Below are 24,456 nucleotides of genomic sequence, written 5' to 3' on the forward strand. Positions count from 1 at the left end.
GACATCGTTCCCGACATCATCGGCTGTCCGCCCAACCGGGGCGGGGGTCGAATCCGCCCATTTCCTCTGCCCGAGCGTACGCCCGCAGCGCCTCAGCGGCTTCGTGGCCGAGATCGGACGGGACCGCGACCTCTACGGTGACCAGCAGATCGCCGACCGCGTCGCCGCGGCGGGGCACCCCGCGTCCGCGCAGCCGGAACGTTCTCCCCGACTGGGTTCCCGGCGGGATCTTCAGACTGACCCGACCATCGAAGTTTGGGACGGACAGCACGGTCCCCAAGGCCAATTCGGCGAACGACACGGGAACGGTGACGGTGAGATCATCGCCGCTGCGGGCGAACACCGGATCCGGTTCGACGCGCACGGTGACATACAGGTCCCCCGACGGCGCCCCACCGAGACCAGGTTCGCCCTGCGCCGGTAACCGGATGCGTTGCCCGTCGCTCACCCCGGGCGGAACACGGACAGAGATAGTGCGGGTGCGGTCTCCGATCCCGGCGCCCTGACAATCCGGGCAGGGGGTGTCGACGATCGATCCCGTGCCCCGGCAATCCTCGCAGGGTTCGCTGAACCCGAAGCCGCCCAGATTCCGGTTGCGCGCCCCGACGCCGCGGCAGTGTGGGCATGTTCGTTGCCGGGTTCCCGGCCGTGTGCCGGAGCCGTGGCAGCTGGTGCACACCATCGGCCCGGTCATCAATAGCGGCAACAGCATCCCGGCAACCGCCTCCCGGAACGACAGTCTGGTCTCGGTCTCGACGTCACTGCCTCGCCTCGGCCGAGCCGATGCAGTTCGGGTTCCTGCGCGCCGGAACAGGTCTCCGAGCACATCGCCGACCCCGCCCAGAGGATCGCCCATGGTGAAGGGTGAACCGCTCCCGAACAGGTCCCCGAAGTCGAAGCCGCCCGAGCCGGTGCCAGGAGGAAAACCCGTCCCGGGGAACGCCCCTGATCGGAGCAGCCGGCGCACGCGGTCGTAATCCTTGCGTTTGGCGGGGTCCGAGAGCACCGCGTACGCCTCACTGACCTTCTTGAACCGCTCCTCCACCTCGGTGTTGTGCGGGTTTGCGTCCGGATGCAGCTCCCGAGCCAATGTGCGGTACGCCTTCTTGATCTCCTCGGCCGACGCCGTCGAAGGGACACCCAGGACGGCGTAGAAGTCGCGGTCGAGCCATTCCTGCTGCGACACTTGGCATTCTCCTTCCTTCTCCAGGCCGCGACGAGAGCGCAATGCGTTCCGAGATCGGCGTCGTCAGACTGGTGTGCGGTGTCTCAGGAGCCGTCGACCGGTGCGGTGCCCGTGACGTTCCCCGGCGACGCGGGCCCCTCGACCACGGTGACCGTCGCGGTCCGCAGCACCTTGCGGTCACCGAAGGTGTAGCCGCGTCGCAGCACCCTGCCCACGACGGGATCACCCCCGGCACCTTCGTGCTGGATCGCTTCGTGCAAGGTGGGATCGAAGCGGTCACCCTCTTCACCGAATGCGGCCACTCCCAGGCCGGTCAGGATCGCATCGAGCTTGGCCGCGATCGCACGCAGGGGTTCGGTTTCGAGGTCGCCGTGCTCGCGGGCTCGATCGAGGTCGTCGAGGATCCCGAGAAACTTCGCCGCCACCGACGCCGTCGCGGCCTCGATTGCCGCGTGTCGGTCGCGTTCGATCCGGCGCCGGTAGTTGGTGTACTCGGCCTGCACCCGCTGCAGATCGGCGGTCAACTCCGCCACTCGATCAGGGTGTTCGCGCGCCGCCCGATCGGCCCGTTCACCGGGGTGCATCTCCGCGTCGGACGTCGTCGGCTGGGATTCCCGTTGTGGGGTCGGGGTGACGGGCTCGCTCGGAGTGTGCTCGCGTACCCGGCCGGTATCCGGATCGAAGCGGCGTTTGTCGGCGATCGAGATCGGTTCCCGCGGCGGCTTGTCGCCGTCGCGGCGCTCGCTGTTGCTCATCGGTTGTCCTCCCGTCCGGGTTCGTCCACCACCTCAGCGTCGAAGACCTCCTCGGCCCCTCCCGAGGAACCGTTCCCACCGCCGGTGGCGGCCGAGTCCTTCGCCTGCGCGTCGTAGATCGCCTGGCCCAAAGCTTGCGAGTCGGTGGTCAGTTTCTCGATGGCCTCTTTGATGGCCGTGACGTCGCTGCCCTTCAACTTCTCCTGGGCATTCGTGATCGACGACTCGACCTTCTCCTTGACGTCGGCGGGCACCTTGTCCTCGTTGTCCTTGATGAACTTCTCGGTCTGGTACACCAGCGACTCGGCCTGGTTGCGCACCTCCGCTTCCTCCCTGCGTTGGGCGTCCTCGGCAGCGTGAGCCTCGGCGTCCTTGATCATCCGGTCGATCTCTTCCTTGGACAGACCGGAACCCTCCTGAATCTTGATCGTGTTCTCCTTGCCCGTGCCCTTGTCCTTCGCGGTCACGTGCACGATGCCGTTGGCGTCGATGTCGAAGGTAACCTCGATCTGCGGCACCCCCCGCGGTGCCGGCGGAATCCCCGCCAGCTCGAACGAGCCGAGCAGCTTGTTGTGCGAGGCGATTTCGCGCTCACCCTGGAACACCTGGATCTGCACCGACGGCTGGTTGTCGTCAGCGGTGGTGAAGGTCTCGGAACGCTTGGTCGGGATGGTGGTGTTGCGCTCGATGAGCTTGGTCATCACGCCACCCTTGGTCTCGATGCCGAGGGACAGCGGGGTGACGTCGAGGAGCAGCACGTCCTTGACCTCGCCCTTGAGGACACCGGCCTGCAGGGCGGCGCCGACGGCGACGACCTCGTCCGGGTTGACACCCTTGTTCGGTTCCTGCCCGCCGGTCAGCTCGCGCACCAGATTCGTCACGGCCGGCATACGGGTGGAGCCACCGACGAGCACGACTTGGTCGATGTCTTTGACGGAGATCTTCGCGTCCTTGATCACCGATTGGAACGGGGCCCGGGTGCGGTCGAGAAGATCGGACGTGATCTTCTCGAACTCGCTGCGGGACAACTGCTCGTCGAGGAACAGCGGGTTCTTGTCCGCGTCGACGGTGATGTAGGGCAGGTTGATCGACGTGCTCTGCGACGAGGACAGTTCGATCTTGGCCTTCTCGGCAGCCTCGCGGAGACGCTGCAGAGCCATCTTGTCCTTGGTCAGATCGATACCGTTCTGAGTCTTGAACTTGTCGGCCAGCCACTTCACGATCCGGTCGTCCCAGTCGTCACCACCGAGGTGGTTGTCCCCCGATGTGGCCCGGACCTCGACGACGCCCTCGCCGATTTCGAGCAGCGAGACGTCGAACGTGCCGCCACCGAGGTCGAAGACCAGGATGGTCTGTTCCTTGTCGCCCTTGTCCAGGCCGTAGGCCAGTGCGGCCGCGGTGGGCTCGTTGACGATGCGCAGGACGTTGAGACCGGCGATCTGGCCGGCTTCCTTCGTGGCCTGACGCTGGGCGTCCTCGAAGTACGCGGGGACGGTGATCACCGCGTCCGTGATGTCCTCACCCAGATACGATTCCGCATCCCTCTTCAGTTTCATGAGCGTGCGGGCACTGATCTCCTGAGCGCTGTACTTCTTGTCGTCGATCGCCACATGCCAGTCGGTGCCGATCTCCCGTTTCACCGATCGCACCGTCCGGTCCACGTTCGTCACCGCCTGGTTCTTGGCGGGCTGGCCGACCAGCACCTCACCGTTCTTCGCGAACGCCACCACCGACGGTGTCGTGCGCGAACCTTCCGAGTTGGCGACCACCACCGGGTCGCCGCCCTCGAGCACGCACACCACCGAGTTCGTGGTCCCCAAATCGATTCCCACCGCGCGAGCCATGACCGCCTCCAGCAGCACACCGGGTGGGCGTGATCCTTCGGTCGATCTGTGTCGTCACACCCACCGAACTCGAGTGTTATCGACTCAATTTTCCCTCCGGTCCAAACCGAGGTCAAGGCGAAGGATTGAGCGTGGAACGCTCAACCTTGCTGTGTTTGCCCGGTGGATTTCGTCTTGATCGGTCGCCGAGGCGCTTGGTAGGAGATAGCCCGCTCACCGTCGAATGGCAAGGAACACAAGCAGTCCGAGTGGTCCGGCGGTAGATCCGCGACCACCCGAACGCCGGGCCGCGGATTACCCGCAGCCCGGACGACTGCGTTGATTCACCCCACCCTCCCACGCGATTCACTTTGGCCGGGCCCGGCCACGCCGACGTCTATCGGCCGCGCAGCCCGATCGGGTTGCCGTCGGCGTCGGCAAGCACGCAGATCCGCATCTCGGGTGCGACATGACGTGGAGCGTTGCGCCCGGTTGCGCCGGAGGTCGGATACGGGGATCACCAGGCTTCGGATTGTGGGTCTCATGTTCGTCTCCTCGGGGCTATCTGATGATTCGTCATCTCGTATCGACGCAACCGGGTTCCAGATCGGGCCTCCGAGCGGGTTCGTCATCCTACCAAGGGTCTCCTTCATCGTTTGCGGCAGTCGACGGGCGGCGGATCGTCCACCGGTTCAGCGCATTTGATGGTCTCTCCCCGGAACAGGTCGGGGAACGCGCTATCGGTGTTACCTTGAGCCCTGTGTGTGGCGGTCGGCAATCCTCGCGGCGGCGCACGGCGCTGCTTACCGTGCTAGGGGTGATCGCCGCCGAGCGCATGGCCGTGCAGTTCGGCCACACCAACGCTACGAGCGACGTGCACGAGACGCTCCCAGCTGACATCAGAGCCGACGCGCTCGCGCCGCGCCGCGCCCCGGAGCGCGGCGCCGTCAACTGGCCGGTATCGCTGCCGGCCCGCGCGCGGGCACCGTCACCGACCTCGGCCGTGTCACCATGCCCGTGCGGAACAGCCCCTGTGTGCTCCGGGTGTGACAGGCAGGCACCTACTGCCGTCCCATCAGATCTGACGCCACTCCCCTATCGTGACCGCCACGGGCTTGTGCGCCACATCCCTTCCCGGACGTGCCGCGTGACCCGATAGCCGTTTCAGCACCGGCAGATTCGTTGCCGGTGCACCGTCGGAATGAGGTGCCGAAGTGCATTCCAAGATTGTTCTCAAGCTCACCGGCGCCACCGTGGCCGCGGGAATAATGCTGGCCGGGGTGATGTTCCCGGTCGCCGCCGGGCTCGGGTACGCATCCAACCGTGCCGCCGACAGCGTCGGTAATTCCTCGGCCGAACTGGCCGACGGGGTGGTGCCGGCGGTGACGACCATGACCGACATCACCGGGAAGCCCATTGCCTGGCTGTACGACCAGCGCCGATTCGAGGTCCCCAGCGACCAGATCTCCAACGAGATGAAACTGGCGATTCTCTCCATCGAGGACAGGCGGTTCGGCGAACATCAAGGGGTGGACTGGCAAGGCACGATGCGGGCCTTCTTCACCAACACCACCAGCGGTCAGATCGAACAGGGTGCCTCGACCATCAATCAGCAGTACGTGAAGAACTACCTGCTGCACGTGGTCGCCAAGACCGACGCCGAACGCCGTGCCGCGATCGAGACCACGCCGGTCCGCAAGATCCGAGAAATCCGGATGGCGATGACCCTCGACCAGGAACTTTCCAAAGAGGAAATTCTCACCCGGTATCTGAACCTGGTGCCGTTCGGCAACGGTTCTTTCGGGGTGCAGGACGCCGCCCGCACATACTTCGGCATCGACGCCAAGGACCTGAACCTGGCGCAGTCGGCGATGCTCGCGGGCATGGTGCAGTCCAGCTCCGCACTCAACCCCTACACCAACCCGGAGGGGGTGTTCGAGCGCCGCAATGTCGTCCTGGACACCCTGGTCGTGAATGTTCCGGACCGGGCCGCCGAGATCCGCGCCTTGAAGGAAACACCGCTCGGGGTGCTCCCGAAACCGAACAATCTGCCCCGGGGATGCATCGCCGCCGGCGACCGCGGGTTCTTCTGCGACTACGCGTTGCAGTACCTCCAGACCGCCGGGTTGTCTCGGGAGCAGCTCGAAAAGGGCGGCTACCTGATCCGCACCACCCTCGATCCGGCCGTGCAGGGATCGGTGAAGTCGGCGGTGTCCACTTACGCCGACCCGAAGCTCCCGGACATCGCGAGCGTGATGAACGTCGTACAGCCCGGGCAGGACCAACACAGGGTCCTGGCGATGGCGGGCAGCCGCAACTACGGCCTGGACGCAGCCGCCGCGGAGACGGTGCAGGAGTTGCCCTATTCACTGTCCGGGCACGGCGCCGGATCGGTGTTCAAGGTCTTCACCACGGCAGCGGCCATGGAGAAGGGGCTGCGTCTGAACGCGATCCTCGACGTACCGGGCCGGTTCGATGCCTTCGGGATGGGCGACGGCGGCGCCCCAGGGTGCCCCGGCGGCGCCTACTGCGTGCAGAACGCCGCCCCGTATCCGCGGGCACTGTCGCTCACCGACGCCCTCGCCCAGTCGCCGAACACCGCGTTCGTGAAACTTCTCCAGGCCACCGGGGTCGATGCGACGGTGGACATGGCGGTACGCCTCGGCATGCGGTCCTACACCGAACCGGGCACGTCCGGGTACGGGGACCAAAGCCTGGCCGACATGCAGAAGGACCAGAATCTGGGGTCGTTCACCCTCGGCCCGGTGTGGATCAATCCGCTCGAGCTGTCGAATGTCGCCGCGACCCTGGCCTCACACGGCAAGTGGTGCCCGCCGAGCCCGATCGACTCCATCGTCGACCGGCAGGGCCGACCGGTCCCGCTCACCCAGCAGGCGTGCGAGCAGGTCATCGATCCCGGCCTGGCCGACACCCTGTCCAACGCGCTCAGCAAGGACGACCTGCCCGGTGGCACGGCGTCGGCCGCTGCCGCGGCCGCCGGGTGGAAGCTGCCGATGTCCGGCAAGACCGGGACCACCGAATCGCACATGTCGTCGGCGTTCGTCGGGTACACGAACAACCTGGCCGGCAGCGTCTACGTGTTCGGGGACTCGCCGTCCCCCGGCCAGATCTGCACCAGCCCACTGCGCTCGTGCGGGGACGGCAACCTCTTCGGCGGCACCGAGCCGGCCCGCACCTGGTTCACGGCGATGATGCCGATCGCGAACAACTTCGGCCCCACCACCCTGCCTCCGATCGACCCGCGCTACGCCCGATGACCGGACGACGAGCGGGGTGAACGCCTTCGACTGGACAGTAACTCTCGGGTTGCCGCGACTGTTCTGCTGACGATTGGTCGCGCCGGAATCGGCAGGCAGGACGTCCCCGCGAGGCATGGGAAGGTCAACGATGAGCAGCTGGCCCTATTGGTTCGAAATTGCGGTGACATGCGGGATCACCGCCGTAGGCACCATCGTGTGGGGACACTGGGAGGAACACACCCCGAAATGGCGGCGCATCGGCAAGATTTTCGTGTTGTGCGGGCTGTCGGTCCTGGTTTCCGCCACGGCCGGGCGATTCTGGTTCTTCGTACTGCTCGGCGTCCTGGCCGCGATCGTGCTGCTGATCCACGCCTGGTGGCTTCCGCGGAAAGGCATCAACGGATGGACCGGCGAGCCCCGCGAGAAGTACTACGCCCTCCGCGGCTGGAGATGGCCGCCGGAAAGGCAATGAACTCAATGGTGATGACCGGCGATTCCCGCACTCTGGACGTTCGGAGGAGAATCAAGGCATGAGCACACAGGACGATGCCGCGATCGCCGAGGCACGCAAGACCGGCGTCGACGTCAAGCGCGAGATCCGGCGCTGACGCCACATCAGATCGAGAATCAACGTCGGCCGGAGTCAAACGCACAGTGCAGAGGTGGTGATCGGGCGTGATCCATCAAGAGATCCGGGAGTGGGTCGCCGAGTTGATGCAACTCGACATTGCGACGGCCAGCCCCGGAGAGTTGGCCAAGCTCGACGCCATGACCGCGCTGGCCGAAGGGCAGTATGTGCAGCAGCTGTTGAACCTCCACGAATTCAGGCCGCTGGTGGGCTGAACCGGGCTGAGACGTGGTGCGCACCAGGCCAGCGAACTATGGGCAAAGCAGTCGCAGCCCTCCCCCACCCGGCAGCTATCACCACGCGTGGAGTGAAAGGCCAGAGCGGCCGGCGTGCCCTGATGACGCGCGAAACTTCCCTACGCCCCACCTGGGCCCGTCGGCTCACCGGTCGATCGTGCTGACCGCCCACCACCGTAACGACGAACAAGGCACACGTCATGTCGGCAGACCCGAGTCCTGCTGACGGCGTTGATGAAACCGCTCGCGCTGCTCATCGAGCAAGATCACACCACGACGCTGGACGCGGTGATGTTCACGAGCAATCAGCAGTCGCACCGACGCCGTCCGCTGCTCCAGCTCGGCCGCGCGCCTGGCCGCGTCCTCATCGTTGAGCAGGTACGCCGCGGCACGGTCGCAGTCGATCAGGATCTGCTCGTAGGCGAGCCGTACCGGCTCCTGTTCGTCGAGCCGTGACACCGCCACATCTTCGAACAGTTGCAGCGGAAGCCGCGCCAGTCGGTAGTTCACACGTAGAAGGGCCAAGGACAGGGAGCCGAGTGTCACACGCGGCATCGTAAGCTCGGCGAAAGCACGTGCGGATAGGGTCTAAAGTCCCGTTGTCTCGCAATGTCGGCGACTCACGTCGTTGTTCGATTCCCGATCCGGATCACAGCAGCCGGCGCGTTACCGCGAGTCGCACCGAGCGCTTTCGGGGGTTCCCCGAACATGGACGGTTGCCCAGTGGCGCTCCCAACCGGAATGCGGTACAAACGAGCCCTGCAACTCAATTGTGATCCAAATCACTCTTAATCGTTACCGGAGGAGACAGACAAACCACCAGGCGGCCAAGCCGATCGGACCCGATATCGCCACCGCCTGCGTCTATCCCTTGCGAAAGGAGCATGGAATGCATCCCTCGCTACCCATGAAGCAGCGCATACCCGGCGGTGCAGAACGCCTCTCACAGCCAGTCATCGGTGCCGGTGCCGCACTATCCGTCGCCATGCCCGCCTGGATGGTCACCAACTCACTGTGCGCCACCGCGGCGATCGTCGCCGCGACATTCGCCGGCCTCATCGCGGCAGCGGTGATGCTCCGGCCTTCGCCATGACGCACGCCCACACCAACGTCGGCCCCATCCCGTCGGCACCCCAGGAATCGTAAAGGCTCGGTGCACATATGCCCTGGACTGTTGTGGTCATCGCCGTCACGTTGATCGTGGTGGTCGCCTCTCTCGGCGCAGCGCTCGCTGCGGATGCGATGTCGCATCGTCACGGACATGAACCCGAACCGTCACGTGTCGGTGGAGGAGGCGCAGCCCCCGCGCCGACGACTCGGATCCGCAACCCCCGCTGGAGCCGGACCGCTGTGCAGGCCTGGACAATCTGCGGTGCCGCCTCGGCACTCGCGATTGCAATCGTCGGATTGCTGACGTCAGCTGGGTGAAGGAATGCCCTCATCGATACCGCCTGCCGAAGAGCCCGACTCCGAAGACCAAAGACGTACCTGATCCGGACGGCAACAAGCCTTTTCATCCGGTCTCTATGACGGAGGCGCCGGCCAGGGACGATCGGGGCTGACGATCTTCACGATCTCGGCGAAGAAGTTCCACACCCCCAGCGGGTCGACGTTCGTATTGACCAGCATTACCACCGTCTTCCCTTCAGGCGGAAGGTAATACGCGTAGGTCTGGTAGCCCGCGATATTTCCGTTGTGGCCGATCCAGCCGTTCTGGTTCTCGACTCCAAGCCCGTACAGCGAACCCGCACCTTCCGACGGCGCCGGCTGAAATTGCTCCCGCTCGCGTTGGGTTGCCGGCGAGAGCAACGTTCCGGTCGCCAAGTCACGCACCCACCCACGCAGGTCGTCGAGCGTGGAAATCATGTTTCCCGCACCGAATCCCCACGACGGGTTCCAGTCGGTCGCGTCCACCGTCTCCCCGTCGGTTTTTTTCGTGTATCCGTGAGCGTGTGGTGACGGAAGGGCCGCATCGGTCGGGACCGAGGTGTGGCCGAGATTCTCGGGTCGCGTGATGAATTCGTCGATGTATGCGTTCAGCGGCTGGCCGGAGACCTTCTCGACCACGAGGCCCAGGAGCGCGGTATTGGTGTTGGAGTAGTCGAACTCGGTGCCCGGTGTGAACAGCGGTGGACGGCTGAAACTGATCTCGAGCAGTTCCTGGGGTGTCCATTGGCGCTGCGGCTGACTCGGGAGCGCCGGGATCACCACCTCCGAGTAGTCGGGAAGCCCACTGCGCATGGCCGCCAACTGGCGGATGGTGATCGTGTCCCCGTTGGGGACGTCGGGTACGTACCTGTCGATCGGATCGTCGAGGCCGACTTTTCCCTGGTCGACCAGTTGCAGCACGGCGGTGGTGGTGAAGGTCTTGGTTACGCTGCCGACGCGCATGAACAGGTCGGGCGCCATGGGGTCCCCGGTGGCCGTGTCGCCCACCCCGAACGCCTCGACGTAGGGCGCGGCGCCGTCCTGCCAGACACCGACGATGGCCCCGGGAATCGAGGCGTGCTCCATCGCCGCCGGAATCGTGTCGTCGAGCTGTGCGTCGGGCACGGCTGGTGGAACTGCCGACTCACCGCATCCCACCAGTCCGGTCATCGAGATCGCCAAGGCCGCGACGATTCGGCGTCCCGCGAATGTCTGTGACACCCCGCTCCCCATCCCTGCCTCGACTATCGATCTGATTGAAGCTTGCCTCATCGGCTTCGACTTGGATCGGTTTTCGGCGCCCGATTTGAGGCAAACGCCCCATGCGACGACGTGAGCGGCCGGCCGATGATCAGGGCATGACAAAGCGAGTTCAGGAATCACCGGTCACGACCGGATCGACATTCGAATCACCGACCGTCGGGCGTGTCGATGCGGTCGACGTGAGCCGGCAGGTCGGGGCACGGCAGATCCTCCAGGAGCTGTCACTGTCGGTCGAGCCGGGCGAGTTGGTCGCCATCGCCGGCGGCAGTGGAGCAGGAAAGAGCACATTGCTGGAGATCCTCGCGGGACTGCAACCACCGTCTGCCGGTGAGGTTCGGCACGACGGCGTCGTTCGCGGTGCCCGAGTCAGCGCCGATTCGCGCATCGGCTACGTGCCTCAGGACGACATCATCCACCTCGAGATGCCCCTGCGCCGCACGCTGCGGTACGCGGCGCGGCTCCGGTTGCCCGCGGGCACATCGGCGGCCGAAGCGAACCGGGTAGTCGAGGAGACCATGCAGGACCTCGACCTGGCCGATCGGGCCGAGGTGCCGGTCCGTGCGCTGTCCGGCGGCCAGCGCAAGCGGGCCAGTATCGCCGTGGAACTACTGACCCGGCCACACCTCTTCTTTCTCGACGAACCCACCTCCGGGCTCGATCCGTCGACCGCAGCCGACGTGATGCGCCTGCTGCGCCGACTCAGCCGGCGCGGGGTCACAGTCGTCCTCACGACGCATGAGCCGGCCGGCATCGACCGGTGCGACCGGGTGGTGTTCCTGGCTCGCGACGGCCACCTCGCCTTCACCGGCAGCCCGACCGAGGCTCGGCGCTACTTCGGTGTGGAGGACCTCGCCGATGTGTACGACCGGCTGGCTCGTGAGCACACCCCCCAGATCTGGGCGGAGCGATTCGCGGACAGCGGTGGGACCTCGGAATCCCGGACCGGCTCGGCGCTCCCGCCCGTCCTGCCCGTCCCCGCCACCCGTTCAGACGTCGAACGCACCGGCATGGTGCGGCAATGGTGGCTACTCACAAAACGCAATGTCGATGTCCTCCTTCGCAACCGGCTGACCCTGGCGGTGCTGCTCGGCTCACCGGTGCTGGTCACGGCGATGATGGCGACGCTGTTCCAGCGCGGCGCGTTCGATCCGCGTGGCGCGGCCGACCTCGGCCCCGCCCAGATCGTCTTCTGGATCGCATTCGCAGGCTTCTTCTTCGGCCTCACGTACGGCCTGCTCCAGATCGTCGGGGAGATGGCCGTCTTCCGGCAGGAGCGCCTGGCCGGGCTCAGTGTCGGCGCCTACGTGGCCTCCAAGGTGGCAGCGCTGCTTCCGGTGCTGGCTGGAGTGAGCGCGCTGCTGCTCGGTGTGCTGCGGGCGCTCGGTCGGCTCCCCGCCGTCGGGTGGGACGTGTCGGCCGTCCTGTTCGTGACGATCGTGATCGAGGCGACCTCGGCGCTGGCTCTCGGCTTGCTCGCCTCGGCCGCGGTCTCCAACGCCGCGCAGGCCGCCCTCGCCCTGCCGATGCTCTGCTTCCCTCAGGTTCTGTTCGGTGGAGCCATCGTCCCGGTTGACGAGATGGCCCTCCCGGGACGCCTGATGAGCCTCGGCCTGTCCAACCGCCACGCATTCGAAGCCTTGGGGCGCGACCTGGATCTCGACCGGTACAGCGCCACCCTGCCGGCCATGTCCGCCTACGGCGACACCTTCCGCGGAGGCACCGGCGCCAGTCTCATCGCGCTCGCCTCATTCGCCGTCGCTCTCATGCTGGCCACCGTGTGGGTACTGGACCGGCGGTCCCGGCCCGGCGCATCCCGTCGATGACGGCCCCACACGGCCGGTCCCGCCAGAAGGCGGATGCTTCACTTCCCCACGACCGCATTGACCGGGAAGCCCACCAGACCCCGGTCGATCGCGGCGAGACTGGCCTGCGTGCGGTTGTTCACCCCGAGCTTGGCGTAGACACGTTCGACGTGGTTGCGTGCCGTTTTCTCGGCGATGAACAGGTCGGCGGCGATTTCTCGGTTCGACCGGCCCTGCGCGACGAGTCGCAGGATCTCGACCTCGCGGTCGGTCAGCCCGGCCGGCCAGGGCGTCCGCCGCGACACCCGTTGCCCCGCCGCCGCCAGCACGGCCGCCACCGACTCGGCGTCGAGGCGTCCGGTGCGCGCCTCCTCTTTCAACCGATCGGCAGCGCCGCGAGGATCGAGCGCCGGCCGGTGCGGACGCGGCTCGAGCAGTCGCTGATAGGCATCCGCCGCGGCAAGCAGCCGATCTTTCGCGGTCAATTCCGCGCCCGCGATCCCCCGGGGAAAGCCGGACCCGTCGATCCGTTCCCGGTGCTTCATCGCGACGGACACCACCGACTCCAAGCCGTTGACCCGGCTCAGTATCCGGCCGGTCAGATCCGGATACATTCGCACCCGTTCCCATTCAGTCGTGGTGAGCGGCCCCTTCTTCTCCCAGATCTGGTTGGACACTCCCATTTTGCCGAGGCTGTGCACGAGGCCGGCACGGTAGAGATGCGTGATATCCGACGGCGACATGCCCAGGTGCCGGGCCGCCCCGGCCACCAGATTCGCGACGCCACGCGAATGCCCCAGGGTGAACGGAGACTTGAGATCGACGAAATCAGCCATGGCCCCGAGTAGCTCGTCACTCTCCTCGGCCGTCAGGGTTCGGTCGCGATCCGGAGCCCGAGCCAACGCTGCGACCCAGACGTCCATTTCGAGCAGCCCGTCCACGATCGCCGCCGCGTCACGTTCGAACACCTCCACCACTGCCGGGCTGAACTGACTGCCGCGCCGGGAACGGAGAACCTCCTTCGCGTGCCCCAGCCCACCCGTCCGCAGGTGCACCTCGACGACGTCTGCCACGTGCGAGATGTGGATCTCGATCGGGATACCCTCTCCGCGACAACCGTTGGGCAACCCCCGGCCGTCCCAACGCTCGAAGACGTACGCCAGCGCCTTTCCGACCTGCCCGTCCAAGCCCATCCGATCGGACAGAACCCCGGCGGAACTGCAATGTGAATGGATCAGCGTGGCGACCCGGCCGCGCGCTGCGACCAGAAAGACAGCGGCCCGGATGCCGCGCTCCCAGCCCGGCAGTCCGCGTCCCACGTGACTCGTCATCAGCCGCAGAAACGGCAGGCCGGTCATGTCCACCGCGTAGGTGTCCGCCCGGAAGGCGATGTCGTCACCGAAGAGCGCCGACAGTTCGTGGGAGTCGGCGTGACAGCCGATCCACCCGACCAGATTGGCGTAGTACACGGTCGCTTGCTGCTCGGGGTCGAGTCCCATCCGCTCCGCTATCCGTGTCGCGATCAAGGACGACCGAAGCATGTGTTCCATCGGTTGTCCCAGACCGAGATCGATCGCCAGCGATACCGCGGCCAGCAGTTCGGCTCTGCTCAGACCTTTTCCCGAGCCGGGCAGCGTCCCGTGCGGGTGCATCTTCCCATTGTCCACCTCAACGTGGCCGGGCCTGGAGCAACTCGAAAAGACAGGTACCCACATACGCCGAACGACCCATGCGAAAGCTCGCAGGTCAACCCCGCCCGTGCGAAGCACCCTCGCACCGGCGGGTCAGGGCATTGCCCCAATATTCAGGCAGCGTCGACCTCGCACACTGGGTAGGGTCCGATTCCATGGCCGACCAGGGGAAGATTCGGACAGTGGTGTGGGGCACCGGGAATGCGGGGCGGGCCGCGATCCGCGCGATCGATGCACACCCCGGACTCGAGCTGACGGCGGTGATCGTGGCCAACCCGGAGAAGGTCGGACGCGATGCCGGCGACCTCGCCCGCCTGGGCCGCTCGCTGGGGGTGGCGGGAACCGACGACGCCGACGCTGTGCTCGCGACCTCACCGGGCGCTGTCGTCTACGCCGCGTCGGGCGACATTCGCCCGGACGATGCGGCGGCGGACATCACCCGCGCACTCTCCGCCGGGGCCGTCGTCGTGACCCCGTCGATCTATGCGCTCTACGACCAGCGCAACGCGCCGGCCGAGTTGCGCGACCCGATCGAGGCGGCCGCGAAGTCCGGCGGCGGCGCCCTGTTCGTGTCGGGCGTGGATCCGGGATGGGGCAACGACGTCCTGCCGATCCTGATGACGGGCCTGGCCGGCACGATCGATCAGATCCGTTGCCAGGAGATCTTCGACTACACCACGTACGACCAGCACGATTCCGTGCGATACCTCGTCGGCATGGGCCAGCCGATGGACTACGAACCGCCGATGGTCGCGGCGACGGTGCCGACGATGGTGTGGGGCGGCCAGATTCGGCTCATCGCCCGGGCCCTCGGTGTGGAGCTCGACGAGATCCGGGAGACGCTGCTGCGCCGGCCGCTGGACGAGACGATCACCACCGATCTCATGGGCGAGTTCGAGTCAGGCACCCAGGGGGCGCTGCGTTTCGAAGTCCAGGGCATCGTGGGCGGCGAGCCCCTGATCGTCATCGAGCACGTCACACGGATCCACCCGTCGTGCGCACCGGACTGGCCCGTGCCGCCGGACGGCGGGGACGGCGCGCACAAGGTGATCATCGAGGGACGGCCGCGCATCGAGGTGAACGTGGAGGCCACCGACGAGGGTGGCAATCGAGCGGCCGGCGGCAACGCCACCGCGGTGGGGCGCCTGGTCAACGCGATCCCCTGGCTGCGGACGGCCGCGCCGGGGCTCTACGACGCCCTGGACGTCCCGCTCACGCCCGGTCGCGGCAAGCTCGGCTGACACCACCCACGTCAGTTAGCCCTTGCGCTAACCATTGCTGCGGTGAATACTTTGCCTTATGGCTCAGTATCCGGAGCAGCTGAACGGCATCTTCCAAGCGCTCGCCGACCCCACCCGGCGGGCCGTGCTGGGCCGCCTGAGCCGAGGCCCGGCGACGGTCAGCGAACTGGCGAAACCATTCGACATGGCCCTGCCCTCCTTCATGAAGCACATCCACTTCCTCGAGGACAGCGGATGGATCCGGACGCACAAGCAGGGACGCGTACGGACATGCGCGATCGAGAAGGAACCGTTCACGGCCGTCGAAGCGTGGCTCGCGGAGCAACAGGAACTGTGGGAAAGCCGCACCGACCGACTCGAACAATTCGTCACCAAACACACCGTCACGACACACGCAAAGGACACACCGCAATGACCGACACCGCGAGACCCGATCTCGACCTCACGATTTCGCGCATCATCCGGGCACCACGTCCGGTCGTGTGGCGCGCCTGGACCGACCCCGCCAGCTTCGAGCAATGGTGGGTCCCCGCGCCGTCCCGGTGCCGGGTCGTCGACATGGAACTACGCCCGGGAGGGGCGTTCACGACCCAGATCAGTGAGGACGGGAGCGAATTCGTGCCACACATCAGTGGCTGCTTCCTCGCCGTCGACGAACTCGAGCGCATCGTGTTCACCAACTCGCTGGTCGGTGGCTGGCGTCCCGCCGAGCAGCCGTTCATGACCGCGATCATCACGTTGAACGATCATCCGACCGGCACGGAGTACGTCGCCCACGTGATGCACAAAAACCGCGCCGACCGCGACACCCACGAAGAAATGGGCTTCTACGACGGCTGGGGCACCGTCACGAAGCAGCTCGCCGAACTGGCCGAGCGACAGGCGTAACGGAGGAGACCTTACATGCGCAAGATCGTCCTGCAGATGATGACGACACTCAACGGTCGCCTCGACGACCCCGCAGCGTGGGTCCACGACGTCGTCGACGACCAGTGAGATCGATCGAATCTACTCGACCTTCGACACGGTGCTGGTCGGGCGCACCACCTACGAGGAGATGGCCGCCTACTGGCCCCGCGCGCTGGCCGAACGCGCGGGGACCGAAACCAACCAGATCATGGCCGAACGGATGAACACCTACCGGAAGCTGGTCTTCTCGCGCTCCGGCGACCACCCGCTGACCGAATCGGCCGACACCGAACAGGTCGTCGTGGCGACCGCCGACGAGCTCGTGACCTACCTCAAGGATCTGAAGAGACAGCCGGGCAAGAACATTCACCTGTCTGGCGGATCCTCCTTCGCACGATCGGTCCTCTCGCTGGGGCTGGTGGACGAGTTCTACTTCTTCGTCTACCCGGTCGTGTCACCGGGCGCCTCCTGGTTCTCGGAGATCTCCGACCAGCGTGGCCTCGAACTGGTGGGCACCGAGTCGTATGGCAACGGGGTCGTCGAAGTGCATTACGTGCCCCGGGAACGCGCGGACGCACCCAGGCCGGACAGCTTCACCGACATGCTCGCGTAACGCGGTCAGCCCACTGTCGCGAACTCCCCTGCCGCGGACCAGCGTTGCCGCTCGGCGCCGAACGCGACGGCCTGCTCGGCCCGGAAGTCGCCGATCGATTCGGCGTTGGCGGTAAGGAACTGCTGGTGCTCGGCGAGCGAAAACGTGCCCTCGGTGATCTCGATGCCGCCGCCGTGACCGGCCGCGACGTCGGATCGCAGGTCCATCAGCTCGTCCGGTTCGACGGGGTACCAGGAGATCCGGTCGAAGAAGCGCAGCAGCCACGGGGTGCCGTCCTCGAACGGTCCCGACCTCTCGGGATGCCGATGGTTCCACACCTGGGTGGTTCGGCCGACGAACTGGTAGCCGCCCGGGCCCTCCATTCCGTAGATGCACAGGTACGCGCCGCCGATACCGACCGCGTTCTCCGGCGTCCACGTGCGGGCCGGGTTGTACTTCGTGGTGACCAGCCGATGCCGCGGGTCGAGTGGTGTCGCGACGGGTGCGCCGAGGTAGACGTCTCCGAGCCCGAGCACCATGTACTCCGCTCCGTAGACCGTGTCGAAGACGTCGTCGACGCTGCCGAGCCCGTTCATGCGGCGGATGAACTCGATGTTCCACGGGCACCACGGTGCGTCGGAACGGACACCGTGCATGTAGCGCTGGATCGCCTCACGCGTCGAGGGGTCGTCCCACGACAGCGGCATCCGCACGGACCGGCTCGGCACCACGAGTTCGTTCGCCGCGGGCAGCGCGTCCTCCGCCTCGCCGAGCAGCCCCATAAGCTTCGGGATCGGCAGCACGTCGGGGTCGACCCGGACCTGCAGCGAGCGGATGCCCGGTGTCAGGTCGAGGAGCCCGGCCGGTTTCTCGACCTCGAGTCGCTGGTGCAACGCGTGGGCGCGGGCCCGCAGTGCCAGGTCGAGGGTCATGTCGCCGTACTCGACCAGGACGTTGTCGTCGCCGGACCGCCGGTACGTCACGGCGGTCTCGCCGTCGCGCCGGGCGATCACGCCGTCGTCGCGGTCGCCGGTGGTGGAGAAGACCATCGAGTGCGCCGCCCGCCGGGCGGGACCCAGTGCCCGCGTGGACGCGGCCCGGTCGGCCCTGATCGGCACGAAGCGCACGGCATCGCCGGGCGCCAGTTGTCCGAGCTTCCAGCGTTCCGCCGCGACGACGGTGACGGGGCACACGAACCCACCGAGGCTCGGTCCGTCCGGGCCCAGGAGGATCGGGGTGTCCCCCGTGAAGTCCATTGCGCCGACCGAATACGCGTTGTCGTGGATGTTGGACGGATGCAGTCCGGCCTCGCCGCCGTCCGTGCGCGCCCAGTCGGGCTTGGGTCCGATCAACCGCACCCCGGTGCGGTCCGAGTTGAAGTGCACCTCGTAGTCGGTCCGGTACAGCGTGTCGATGTCAGCGCGGGTGAAGAACTCGGGTGCTCCGTGCGGGCCCTCGGTGACCGCGATCTCCCAGCGACGGCACAGGGCCGGAACGTATTCGGCGGGGACGGCGGCCGCGCGGGTGCCGGTGTGCTCGCCGACCGCGAGAACATCGCCCTGCCGCAGCGTGCGGCCCTGATGTCCGCCGAACTTGCCGAGCGTGAACGTCGAGGCGCTGCCGAGGAAGTCGTCGACGTCGAGCCCGCCCTGGACGAGTACGTAAATGCGGAGGCCGGGTCCTGCCACCGCGCCGACATCCAGGACTGCGCCTGCCCGAACCCGTACCGGACGCCACTGCGCCTGCAGCACTCCGTCGACGGTGACCGGGGCGGGCGCGCCCGTCACACACACCACCGTGTCCTCGTCGAACTGCAGTGCGGGACCGGACATGGCGCATTCGATTCCGGCGGCGCCCTCGTCGTTGCCGAGCGCGGTGTTGCCGAGCCGGAACGACAGGTCATCCATCGGCCCCGACGGCGGCACGCCGACGTGCCAGTACCCGGTCCGTCCGGGGAAGTCCTGCACCGTGGTGAGCATGCCGGGCCGGTGCACGGTGATCTTGGCGCTCATGCCTGCGCTCCCGTCGGGCGGGTCACGATCATCCGCACCGGGGTCGGGTCGAAACCGTTGCAGGGGTTGTTGATCTGCGGGCAATTGGACACCAGTACCAGAACGTCGCGCTCCGCGCGGAGCGCCAGGCGGCGGCCGGGTGCAGACAGGCCGTCGACGATTCCGAGCGTGCCGTCGGCGTCGACGGGAACGTTCATGAAAAAGTTGATGTTCGACACCAGGTCCCGCTTGCCGATCCCCCACCGGGATCCTTCGGCGAGGAAGTTCTCGACGCAGGCGTGCTGATGCTTGGTGTGGTGGCCGTACCGCAGGGTGTTCGACTCCTGCGAGCAGGCGCCGCCCACCGTGTCGTGCGAACCGACCTCGTCGGCGACGAGCGTCATCAGGGCGTCGTGATCGTCGGTGCGGAGGACACTTCCCGTGGTCAGGAACAGGTTTCGCTGCGCCGACACCGTCGCGGCGGCCGAGTAGCGTTGCCGGTGATCGTCGGCCGCGTAGATCAGGGTGTCCACGGCCTGGTTGCCACACAGGTCGACGATGGTCAGGACGTCAGCGGCCACGACGACGGCAGACCAGGGTCCGCGGGCGCCGACTTCCTCGTCCAGGATCACCGTTCCCGGTACCAGCGGTGCGGTCTCGATGGTGGTGGTCATGCCTGCTCCCGTCCCTGGCGCTGCGCTGCAGCCCAGACGTCTTCAGTGTTGAGAAAGGCTCGGTGGTACTCCGGGTCGGCGCCGACGGGCTCGGCCACGTCCACACCGGTCCAGGCGAGCACTTCGAGCGAGGTCGTGTCGTACGTCGGCGACGGATCGAGTGGGTGCGCCGTGTTGGCGATCAGGACGATCACCGGGAGGTGGATCACGAGGTCGACCGCGGTGTCCGCGCCGGCGGATCCGATGCTGCTCAGCGACCCGTCCTCCCCCACCCGCACCCCGTGGAAGAACGACAGTGACGGCGGCAGGTCGCGCCGCTCGAGTCCGTGCTTCGCCGCCGCCACGGTGAAGAGTTCACGACCCGCCGGGGATGCCGAATGCAGGCTGCCGTCACCGTATTTCGCGGTGTTCGAGGCGAGTGACGTGGTGCCGCAGAGTGTGTCGTGCCGCCCGGATCCGTCCGACACGAGCGTCGCGAGCACGCGCCCCTGATCGGAGAGCAGCGGATGTCCCGCCCCCAGGTACGCCTGCCACGGCACCTTCACTGTGTCGGCGACGTTGAGCCGCTCCCACGGCGCGTCGGCCCGGTACAGCAGCAGGTGGACGCAGGCCCGGCCGGCGAGGTCACGCAGTCGCAGCCGTGTGCCGCGGCCCAGCACCTTCGTGGTGTACCGGCCACCGGGAACCGTCTCCGCCCAAGTGAGCTGTTTCGGATCGATGTCGGACGGTGGGGTGGGCCAGGACGACGCCGGGACCACCGGCATCGAGTCGGTGACCACTCCCGACTGGGCACGCGCGTGTTCCTTCGCGGCACTGGTGGTCGAGGTGTCCACTGAGGTCATGTCAGGCTCCGATCGTGACGGGGTTGGGGGTCGTGCGGCCGCGCGGGAAGCACGCGATTCCGAGCGCGACCACGGCGGCGACGGTGACGGGGGCGGCCCACCGCAGGAGGGGGTAGTCGCCGCTGGGGTCGAAGATCTCGGCGCGCGGCCAGGACAGATTGACGACCATCAGCGCGCCGTAGCCGACGGCCAGGATGTTGACCGGAAGGCCGAACCGTCCGAGCGAGAACAGCTTCCGTCCGTCCGCGTCGACCTGCGGTCCTCCGTGAGGCCAACCTTTCAGCCTGCGCAGCAGGAGCGGCACCGTGACCATCAGGTAGGCAAGGTAGATCAGGATGATGCAGACGCTCGAGAGGGTCGCGAAGATGGCGGAGTTCCCGACGTTGACAGCGAGAATGCCGATGCAGACCAGGCCGATCAGGACCGACGGCGCAATGGGTGTTCCGGTGCGGGTGTTCACCGTCGACAGACTCTGCGAGGCGGGCAGCCGTCCGTCGCGGGCCATCGAGAACACCAGCCTGGACGCCGCCGTCTGGATGGCCAGCGTGCAGACGAACACGGCGATCGCGACGTCGACGAGCAGGAGCGTGCCCCAGGGCGAGCTGAGAATCGACGAGAGCACGTACGGCAGGCCCTCGGCGGCGAGACGGCCGTCGGCCAGGCTCGGTGCGGCCATCAGCGCGCCGATGATCATGAGCCCACCACCGAGCGCCGACACGGACAGCGCGAGGCGGATCGTGCGAGGAGCGACCCGGCGCGGGTTCCGTGTCTCCTCGGCGAGTTCGCCCGCGGAGCCGAATCCGACCATCACGTAGGCCGCCATCAGACCCGACACGATCCATGCCCACCCGTATCCGGGTGACGCACCGGCCGTGCCCGTGTCGAACACGACCTCCGGCCCGCGCTGGGCGTGGGTGAGGAACATGCCGATCACCGCGATGACCCCGACGATCTCGCAGGTCACGCCGATGTTGTTGATCCGGGACATCCAGTTGACGCCGATGCAGTTGATGAACGTGGTCAGCACGAGGAGGACGGAGCCCAGCAGAACCGCGTTGGCGGCGCCACTCGCGGACGTCAGCGTGCTGTCCTCACCGATGATCTGGAATCCGCTCCACACGTTGGGGAGCACGACCTGCAGGGCGATGGCCGCGGCGGATGCCGTCACCATCTGCGCGAGGATCATGAACCATCCGGCGAACCAGCCGACCACCTCGCCGCCCATCCGGCGTGACCACTGGTAGATCGCCCCCGAGATGGGGTACCGGGCGGCCAGTTCGGCGAAGTTGAGCGCCACCATAAACTGGCCGACGAACACCACCGGCCACGTCCAGAAGAAGGCGGGTCCGGCGAATCCGAATCCGAGTCCGAAGAGCTGGAAGATGGTGGTGAGGATGGAGACGAACGAGAAGCCGGCGGCGAACGACGCGAACTTACCCAAGGAACGGTGAAGTTGCTGCTCGTAGCCGAATTCGCCGAGGTCGCCCGTGTCGTCGACGCCGGTTCCGCCGGACGGGCGGGGAGGTGCGGCCGGCGCGGTCAGCACTTGCGCAGTCCTTGTGGGTGTACTCAAGGGCTTACTCCTTCGGCGAGAGCAATATCTGTCGCTCGACAGTTTTCTCGCGAAAGGGCCTCGATGGGTGACGCCCGCGTATCCAGATCGCGGCAGGCCGTAACAGCATCGTTGCCTACGTTTCGGGAACATGACGAAACCCTCACTGCGGGTGGAGACCGTCGATTTCCGAGCGACCTGACATCATGGAGCGGTGACCACAGGGCCGGGACGACCCCGACTGACCAGTCAGCGCAGACCAGGGCAGACCACTCCCGAGGAGATACTCGACGCCGCCGGAGAGTTGTTCACCACCAAGGGTTTCGCGGCCACCTCGACCCGGCAGATCGCTGAGATGGTCGGTATCCGGCAGGCATCGCTCTACCACCATTTCCCCAACAAGGAGGAGATCCTGGCGGCGCTCCTCGAGGAGACGGTGTCACCCGCGCTCGCCGCCGCGGGGCGGCTCGCCGACGCCGCCGCGCCCGCCACGGTGCGCCTGCACGCGCTGGCCACCTACGACGTCACGCAACTCACCGCCACCAAATGGAATCTCGGTGCGCTGTATCTTCTTCCGGAACTGCTGACCGATCGATTCGAGCCGTTCCGCGCCCAGCGAACCCTGCTGCGCCGGCACTACCGGCAGCTGGCGGACCAGGCCCTCACGGAAATCACCGACGATTCGGGCGACACCTCCCCCGCCCTGACCGACCTGCCGTTCCGAATAGTCGAGAGCGCCATCGCAACCCGCGCCGACATCGAACGTGGACTACTTCCCGGGCCCGAGAACGAGGGTGCCGCCGGACTCCTCGCCGACGCCTGCCTACGCGCCCTCGGATGGACGAAGCCGATGGACGAAATCCGGGCGAAGTCGCGGGCACTGCTCGCCGAGACGGCGGGCGGAACACCCCTTCGCCTCTGACCGGAAAATGCTGAAGGTGAGTGGCAGGCGATAGCATCCGGCGTAGCTTGCGGAGCCGGATCAGGTTGTGAAGGTATGGGTTTGGGTTAGGCGCGGGCGTGACGGTGACGCGGTAGCCGAGGGCGGCGAGCTGGGCGAGGTGGCTGCGAAGCTTGCGTTCGGTGTCGATGTAGCGGGTGTGGTAGTCGGCGCCGAGGTCGTGGAACCGGGCGTTTGCGTCGATCAGCAGATGCCAGACCACGACGAGGATGGAGCGGGCGACGGCGACGAGGGCTTTGAGCTTGCCTCGACGTTTGACTATTCGCCGGTAGCGTTCGCCGAGGAAGGTGTTTGTCTTGGCGGCTGCGGTGGCGGCCTCGCCGAGCACTCCCTTGAGGTAGGGGTTGCCCTTGCCGGTTCGGCCGCCGCGCTAGATCGGCCCGGACTGGATGGTGCGCGGGCACAGTTTCGCCCACGACACCAGGTGCGCGGGCGTGGGGAATACTGTCATGTCCGGCCCGACCTCGGCGAGAATGATCTGCGCGGCGGCACGCCCGACGCCGGGAATTTCGTCGAGCCGCTCGATCGTGGTGAGCCCTGACTCGTCGCGCGCGGCGTCTTGGTCGTCGCACGGCACCGGGTCACTGCGCTCGTCGATGATGGTGACCAGCAGGTCGTCGATGCGGGTGGTGAGCCTGGCGATCTGTGCGTTGAGGGTGTCGATCTGGTCGAGCAGCATCCGGGCCAGCTCGGCGTGATGATCGTCGAACCGGCCGGTGAGCGCCTCGACGAGGGCGGCGTGCTTGGCTTTCATCGCGCCGCGGGCCAGACCGGCAAGCCGCCGCGGGTCACGTTCGCCCGCGATCCGTGCCTCCAGCATGTCGCGCACCGATAAGGTGTCCATACGAGAAGCCACCGACGGCACCTTTATCAGCGCGTCCTCGAGCAGTTTCTCGAGCCGTTGCCAATAGCGGGTGCGCTCGCGGGTCAGATCGATCCGCAGCCGGGTGTAGTCGCGCAGCTATCGGATCGGTTGCGGCGGGACGAAACTCGGACGCAGTAGACCTTTCTCGGTGAGTTTGGCTAGCCACACGGCGTCGAGCTTGTCCGTTTTCGGGCGCCCCGGCACGTTCTTCACATCGCGGGCGTTGACCAGCTGCACCGTCAACCCTGCCGATTCGAGCAGATAGAACCAGATCCGCCAGTAGTCCGACGTCGATTCAACGGTGATCTTCTCGATGCCCGCCGCCACCAGTTGCTCGCCGAGGTCCGTAATCGCGGCGGTTGTGGCCGGGGCGTCCCACACCGTGCTGGCCCGCCGGCCTGGTCGTCTCGGATCCGGTGTCCGGGTACATACCCTTCCCGAGGCCTTGGCCACGTCGATGGCACACACCCGCTCGACCACCAGTTCGTGCTCTGCATCGGGAATCTGTTCGGGTAGTGAATTCATTCTGTTGTCCTCCTTCCACATTCCGCACGCAATCACAACGGGGGCCGCCTGGGGGCCTCGGTCAAGGGAACCGAAATTCTGACCGGCGTGCTCGAAGCAACAATGCGTGACCCTTCCAGGTCGGGGCCCCGGCGCCAGGCTAATGAACGAGCTCAGGCCCAAGGGGAACTCGGCGTCGGCAGGCGACCCGACCCCATTTTCACGCCTGCGAGGCGTCCCCGGGAGGGATAGG

20 protein-coding genes and 1 pseudogene are annotated in these 24,456 nt (G+C 66.7%); 10 read left to right on the plus strand and 11 right to left on the minus strand.

The annotated features are described in order from the left end of the window. Positions 1-16 precede the first annotated feature (16 nt). The 3 genes from dnaJ to dnaK form a co-directional block, all read right to left on the minus strand. On the minus strand, positions 17-1,186 hold the full coding sequence (dnaJ, locus tag JVH1_RS01300; protein WP_009480178.1) for a molecular chaperone DnaJ: 1,170 nt from the start codon (positions 1,184-1,186) through the stop codon (positions 17-19). A gap of 83 nt (positions 1,187-1,269) precedes the next feature. Further along, positions 1,270-1,941: a nucleotide exchange factor GrpE gene (gene grpE, locus JVH1_RS01305; protein ID WP_009480177.1), complete on the minus strand. Its 672-nt coding sequence runs from the start codon at positions 1,939-1,941 to the stop codon at positions 1,270-1,272. Further along, entirely contained in the window at positions 1,938-3,785 is a 1,848-nt protein-coding gene (dnaK, locus tag JVH1_RS01310) for a molecular chaperone DnaK (RefSeq protein WP_043782559.1), read from the minus strand. Before dnaK ends, grpE begins: the two co-directional genes overlap by 4 nt. Positions 3,786-4,978: 1,193 nt before the next feature. Between dnaK and JVH1_RS01315 the strand changes: the two genes are divergently transcribed. From JVH1_RS01315 to JVH1_RS01325, 3 genes are all read left to right on the plus strand, one after another. Next, positions 4,979-7,042 carry a transglycosylase domain-containing protein gene (locus JVH1_RS01315; protein ID WP_009480175.1) on the plus strand — a complete coding sequence of 688 codons (2,064 nt, stop codon included), beginning with the start codon at positions 4,979-4,981 and terminating at the stop codon, positions 7,040-7,042. Between the two features lie 130 nt (positions 7,043-7,172). Further along, entirely contained in the window at positions 7,173-7,496 is a 324-nt protein-coding gene (locus JVH1_RS01320; RefSeq protein WP_009480174.1) for a hypothetical protein, read from the plus strand. A 203-nt stretch (positions 7,497-7,699) separates the two neighbouring features. Next, positions 7,700-7,867 carry a hypothetical protein gene (locus JVH1_RS01325; RefSeq protein ID WP_009480173.1) on the plus strand — a complete coding sequence of 56 codons (168 nt, stop codon included), beginning with the start codon at positions 7,700-7,702 and terminating at the stop codon, positions 7,865-7,867. Positions 7,868-8,086: 219 nt separating this feature from the next. Here the strand turns inward: JVH1_RS01325 and JVH1_RS01330 are convergent, their stop codons facing one another. After that, the gene (locus tag JVH1_RS01330) at positions 8,087-8,434 is read right to left on the minus strand and encodes a hypothetical protein (RefSeq protein ID WP_043782550.1); all 348 of its coding nucleotides are present in this window, start codon (positions 8,432-8,434) and stop codon (positions 8,087-8,089) included. A 343-nt stretch (positions 8,435-8,777) separates the two neighbouring features. Between JVH1_RS01330 and JVH1_RS01335 the strand changes: the two genes are divergently transcribed. Then, the gene (locus tag JVH1_RS01335; protein WP_009480171.1) at positions 8,778-8,981 is read left to right on the plus strand and encodes a hypothetical protein; all 204 of its coding nucleotides are present in this window, start codon (positions 8,778-8,780) and stop codon (positions 8,979-8,981) included. A gap of 431 nt (positions 8,982-9,412) precedes the next feature. Here the strand turns inward: JVH1_RS01335 and JVH1_RS01340 are convergent, their stop codons facing one another. After that, a complete protein-coding gene (locus JVH1_RS01340) occupies positions 9,413-10,549 on the minus strand; it encodes a serine hydrolase domain-containing protein (protein WP_043782546.1) in 1,137 nt (378 codons plus the stop codon). Positions 10,550-10,674: 125 nt separating this feature from the next. On the opposite strand from JVH1_RS01340, the gene JVH1_RS01345 reads away from it, so the two are divergent. Next, positions 10,675-12,402, plus strand: coding sequence for an ATP-binding cassette domain-containing protein (locus tag JVH1_RS01345; protein ID WP_009480168.1), 1,728 nt, complete (start codon positions 10,675-10,677; stop codon positions 12,400-12,402). Between the two features lie 38 nt (positions 12,403-12,440). Here JVH1_RS01345 and JVH1_RS01350 read toward each other — a convergent pair whose 3' ends face one another. Continuing rightward, positions 12,441-14,033: an HD domain-containing phosphohydrolase gene (locus JVH1_RS01350; protein WP_009480167.1), complete on the minus strand. Its 1,593-nt coding sequence runs from the start codon at positions 14,031-14,033 to the stop codon at positions 12,441-12,443. A 194-nt stretch (positions 14,034-14,227) separates the two neighbouring features. Between JVH1_RS01350 and JVH1_RS01355 the strand changes: the two genes are divergently transcribed. From JVH1_RS01355 to JVH1_RS01370, 4 genes are all read left to right on the plus strand, one after another. Next, positions 14,228-15,313, plus strand: a complete 1,086-nt coding sequence (locus JVH1_RS01355; protein WP_011598663.1) for a dihydrodipicolinate reductase — start codon at positions 14,228-14,230, stop codon at positions 15,311-15,313. A gap of 58 nt (positions 15,314-15,371) precedes the next feature. Further along, positions 15,372-15,728 (plus strand): helix-turn-helix transcriptional regulator, encoded by a 357-nt coding sequence (locus JVH1_RS01360; protein WP_009480165.1) that lies wholly within the window; start codon positions 15,372-15,374, stop codon positions 15,726-15,728. Then, the gene (locus JVH1_RS01365; RefSeq protein WP_009480164.1) at positions 15,725-16,201 is read left to right on the plus strand and encodes an SRPBCC family protein; all 477 of its coding nucleotides are present in this window, start codon (positions 15,725-15,727) and stop codon (positions 16,199-16,201) included. Before JVH1_RS01360 ends, JVH1_RS01365 begins: the two co-directional genes overlap by 4 nt. 139 nt (positions 16,202-16,340) lie before the next feature. Beyond that, on the plus strand, positions 16,341-16,835 hold the full coding sequence (locus tag JVH1_RS01370; RefSeq protein WP_009480163.1) for a dihydrofolate reductase family protein: 495 nt from the start codon (positions 16,341-16,343) through the stop codon (positions 16,833-16,835). Between the two features lie 5 nt (positions 16,836-16,840). Here the strand turns inward: JVH1_RS01370 and JVH1_RS01375 are convergent, their stop codons facing one another. Genes JVH1_RS01375 through JVH1_RS01390 form a run of 4 tightly spaced genes read right to left on the minus strand, consistent with a single transcriptional unit; the run spans position 16,841 to position 21,867 of the window. Then, complete coding sequence (locus tag JVH1_RS01375) at positions 16,841-18,826, minus strand: 5-oxoprolinase/urea amidolyase family protein (RefSeq protein ID WP_009480162.1); 1,986 nt, start codon at positions 18,824-18,826, stop codon at positions 16,841-16,843. Beyond that, the gene (locus JVH1_RS01380; protein ID WP_009480161.1) at positions 18,823-19,479 is read right to left on the minus strand and encodes an urea amidolyase associated protein UAAP2; all 657 of its coding nucleotides are present in this window, start codon (positions 19,477-19,479) and stop codon (positions 18,823-18,825) included. The genes JVH1_RS01375 and JVH1_RS01380 overlap by 4 nt, the downstream gene beginning before the upstream one ends. Further along, positions 19,476-20,312: an urea amidolyase associated protein UAAP1 gene (locus JVH1_RS01385; RefSeq protein WP_009480160.1), complete on the minus strand. Its 837-nt coding sequence runs from the start codon at positions 20,310-20,312 to the stop codon at positions 19,476-19,478. The genes JVH1_RS01380 and JVH1_RS01385 overlap by 4 nt, the downstream gene beginning before the upstream one ends. Positions 20,313-20,322: 10 nt before the next feature. Continuing rightward, positions 20,323-21,867, minus strand: coding sequence for an amino acid permease (locus JVH1_RS01390; RefSeq protein ID WP_009480159.1), 1,545 nt, complete (start codon positions 21,865-21,867; stop codon positions 20,323-20,325). A 220-nt stretch (positions 21,868-22,087) separates the two neighbouring features. On the opposite strand from JVH1_RS01390, the gene JVH1_RS01395 reads away from it, so the two are divergent. After that, a complete protein-coding gene (locus JVH1_RS01395; RefSeq protein WP_009480158.1) occupies positions 22,088-22,795 on the plus strand; it encodes a TetR/AcrR family transcriptional regulator in 708 nt (235 codons plus the stop codon). 118 nt (positions 22,796-22,913) lie between these two features. Here the strand turns inward: JVH1_RS01395 and JVH1_RS01400 are convergent. Continuing rightward, positions 22,914-24,224, minus strand: a pseudogene (locus JVH1_RS01400) (IS110 family transposase); the annotation flags it as partial. Positions 24,225-24,456: the final 232 nt, after the last annotated feature.

The sequence above is a fragment of the Rhodococcus sp. JVH1 genome (assembly GCF_000280725.2).
Classification (GTDB): domain Bacteria; phylum Actinomycetota; class Actinomycetes; order Mycobacteriales; family Mycobacteriaceae; genus Rhodococcus_F; species Rhodococcus_F jostii_A.

Bases quoted from the DNA above. Each gene is read 5' to 3' on its own strand.
- grpE (WP_009480177.1), bottom strand. From the start codon at position 1,941: ATGAGCAACAGCGAGCGCCGCGACGGCGACAAGCCGCCGCGGGAACCG.
- dnaK (WP_043782559.1), bottom strand. From the start codon at position 3,785: ATGGCTCGCGCGGTGGGAATCGATTTGGGGACCACGAACTCGGTGGTG.
- JVH1_RS01320 (WP_009480174.1), top strand. From the start codon at position 7,173: ATGAGCAGCTGGCCCTATTGGTTCGAAATTGCGGTGACATGCGGGATC.
- JVH1_RS01335 (WP_009480171.1), top strand. From the start codon at position 8,778: ATGCATCCCTCGCTACCCATGAAGCAGCGCATACCCGGCGGTGCAGAA.
- JVH1_RS01340 (WP_043782546.1), bottom strand. From the start codon at position 10,549: ATGGGGAGCGGGGTGTCACAGACATTCGCGGGACGCCGAATCGTCGCG.
- JVH1_RS01345 (WP_009480168.1), top strand. From the start codon at position 10,675: ATGACAAAGCGAGTTCAGGAATCACCGGTCACGACCGGATCGACATTC.
- JVH1_RS01350 (WP_009480167.1), bottom strand. From the start codon at position 14,033: ATGCACCCGCACGGGACGCTGCCCGGCTCGGGAAAAGGTCTGAGCAGA.
- JVH1_RS01355 (WP_011598663.1), top strand. From the start codon at position 14,228: ATGGCCGACCAGGGGAAGATTCGGACAGTGGTGTGGGGCACCGGGAAT.
- JVH1_RS01360 (WP_009480165.1), top strand. From the start codon at position 15,372: ATGGCTCAGTATCCGGAGCAGCTGAACGGCATCTTCCAAGCGCTCGCC.
- JVH1_RS01365 (WP_009480164.1), top strand. From the start codon at position 15,725: ATGACCGACACCGCGAGACCCGATCTCGACCTCACGATTTCGCGCATC.
- JVH1_RS01375 (WP_009480162.1), bottom strand. From the start codon at position 18,826: ATGAGCGCCAAGATCACCGTGCACCGGCCCGGCATGCTCACCACGGTG.
- JVH1_RS01380 (WP_009480161.1), bottom strand. From the start codon at position 19,479: ATGACCACCACCATCGAGACCGCACCGCTGGTACCGGGAACGGTGATC.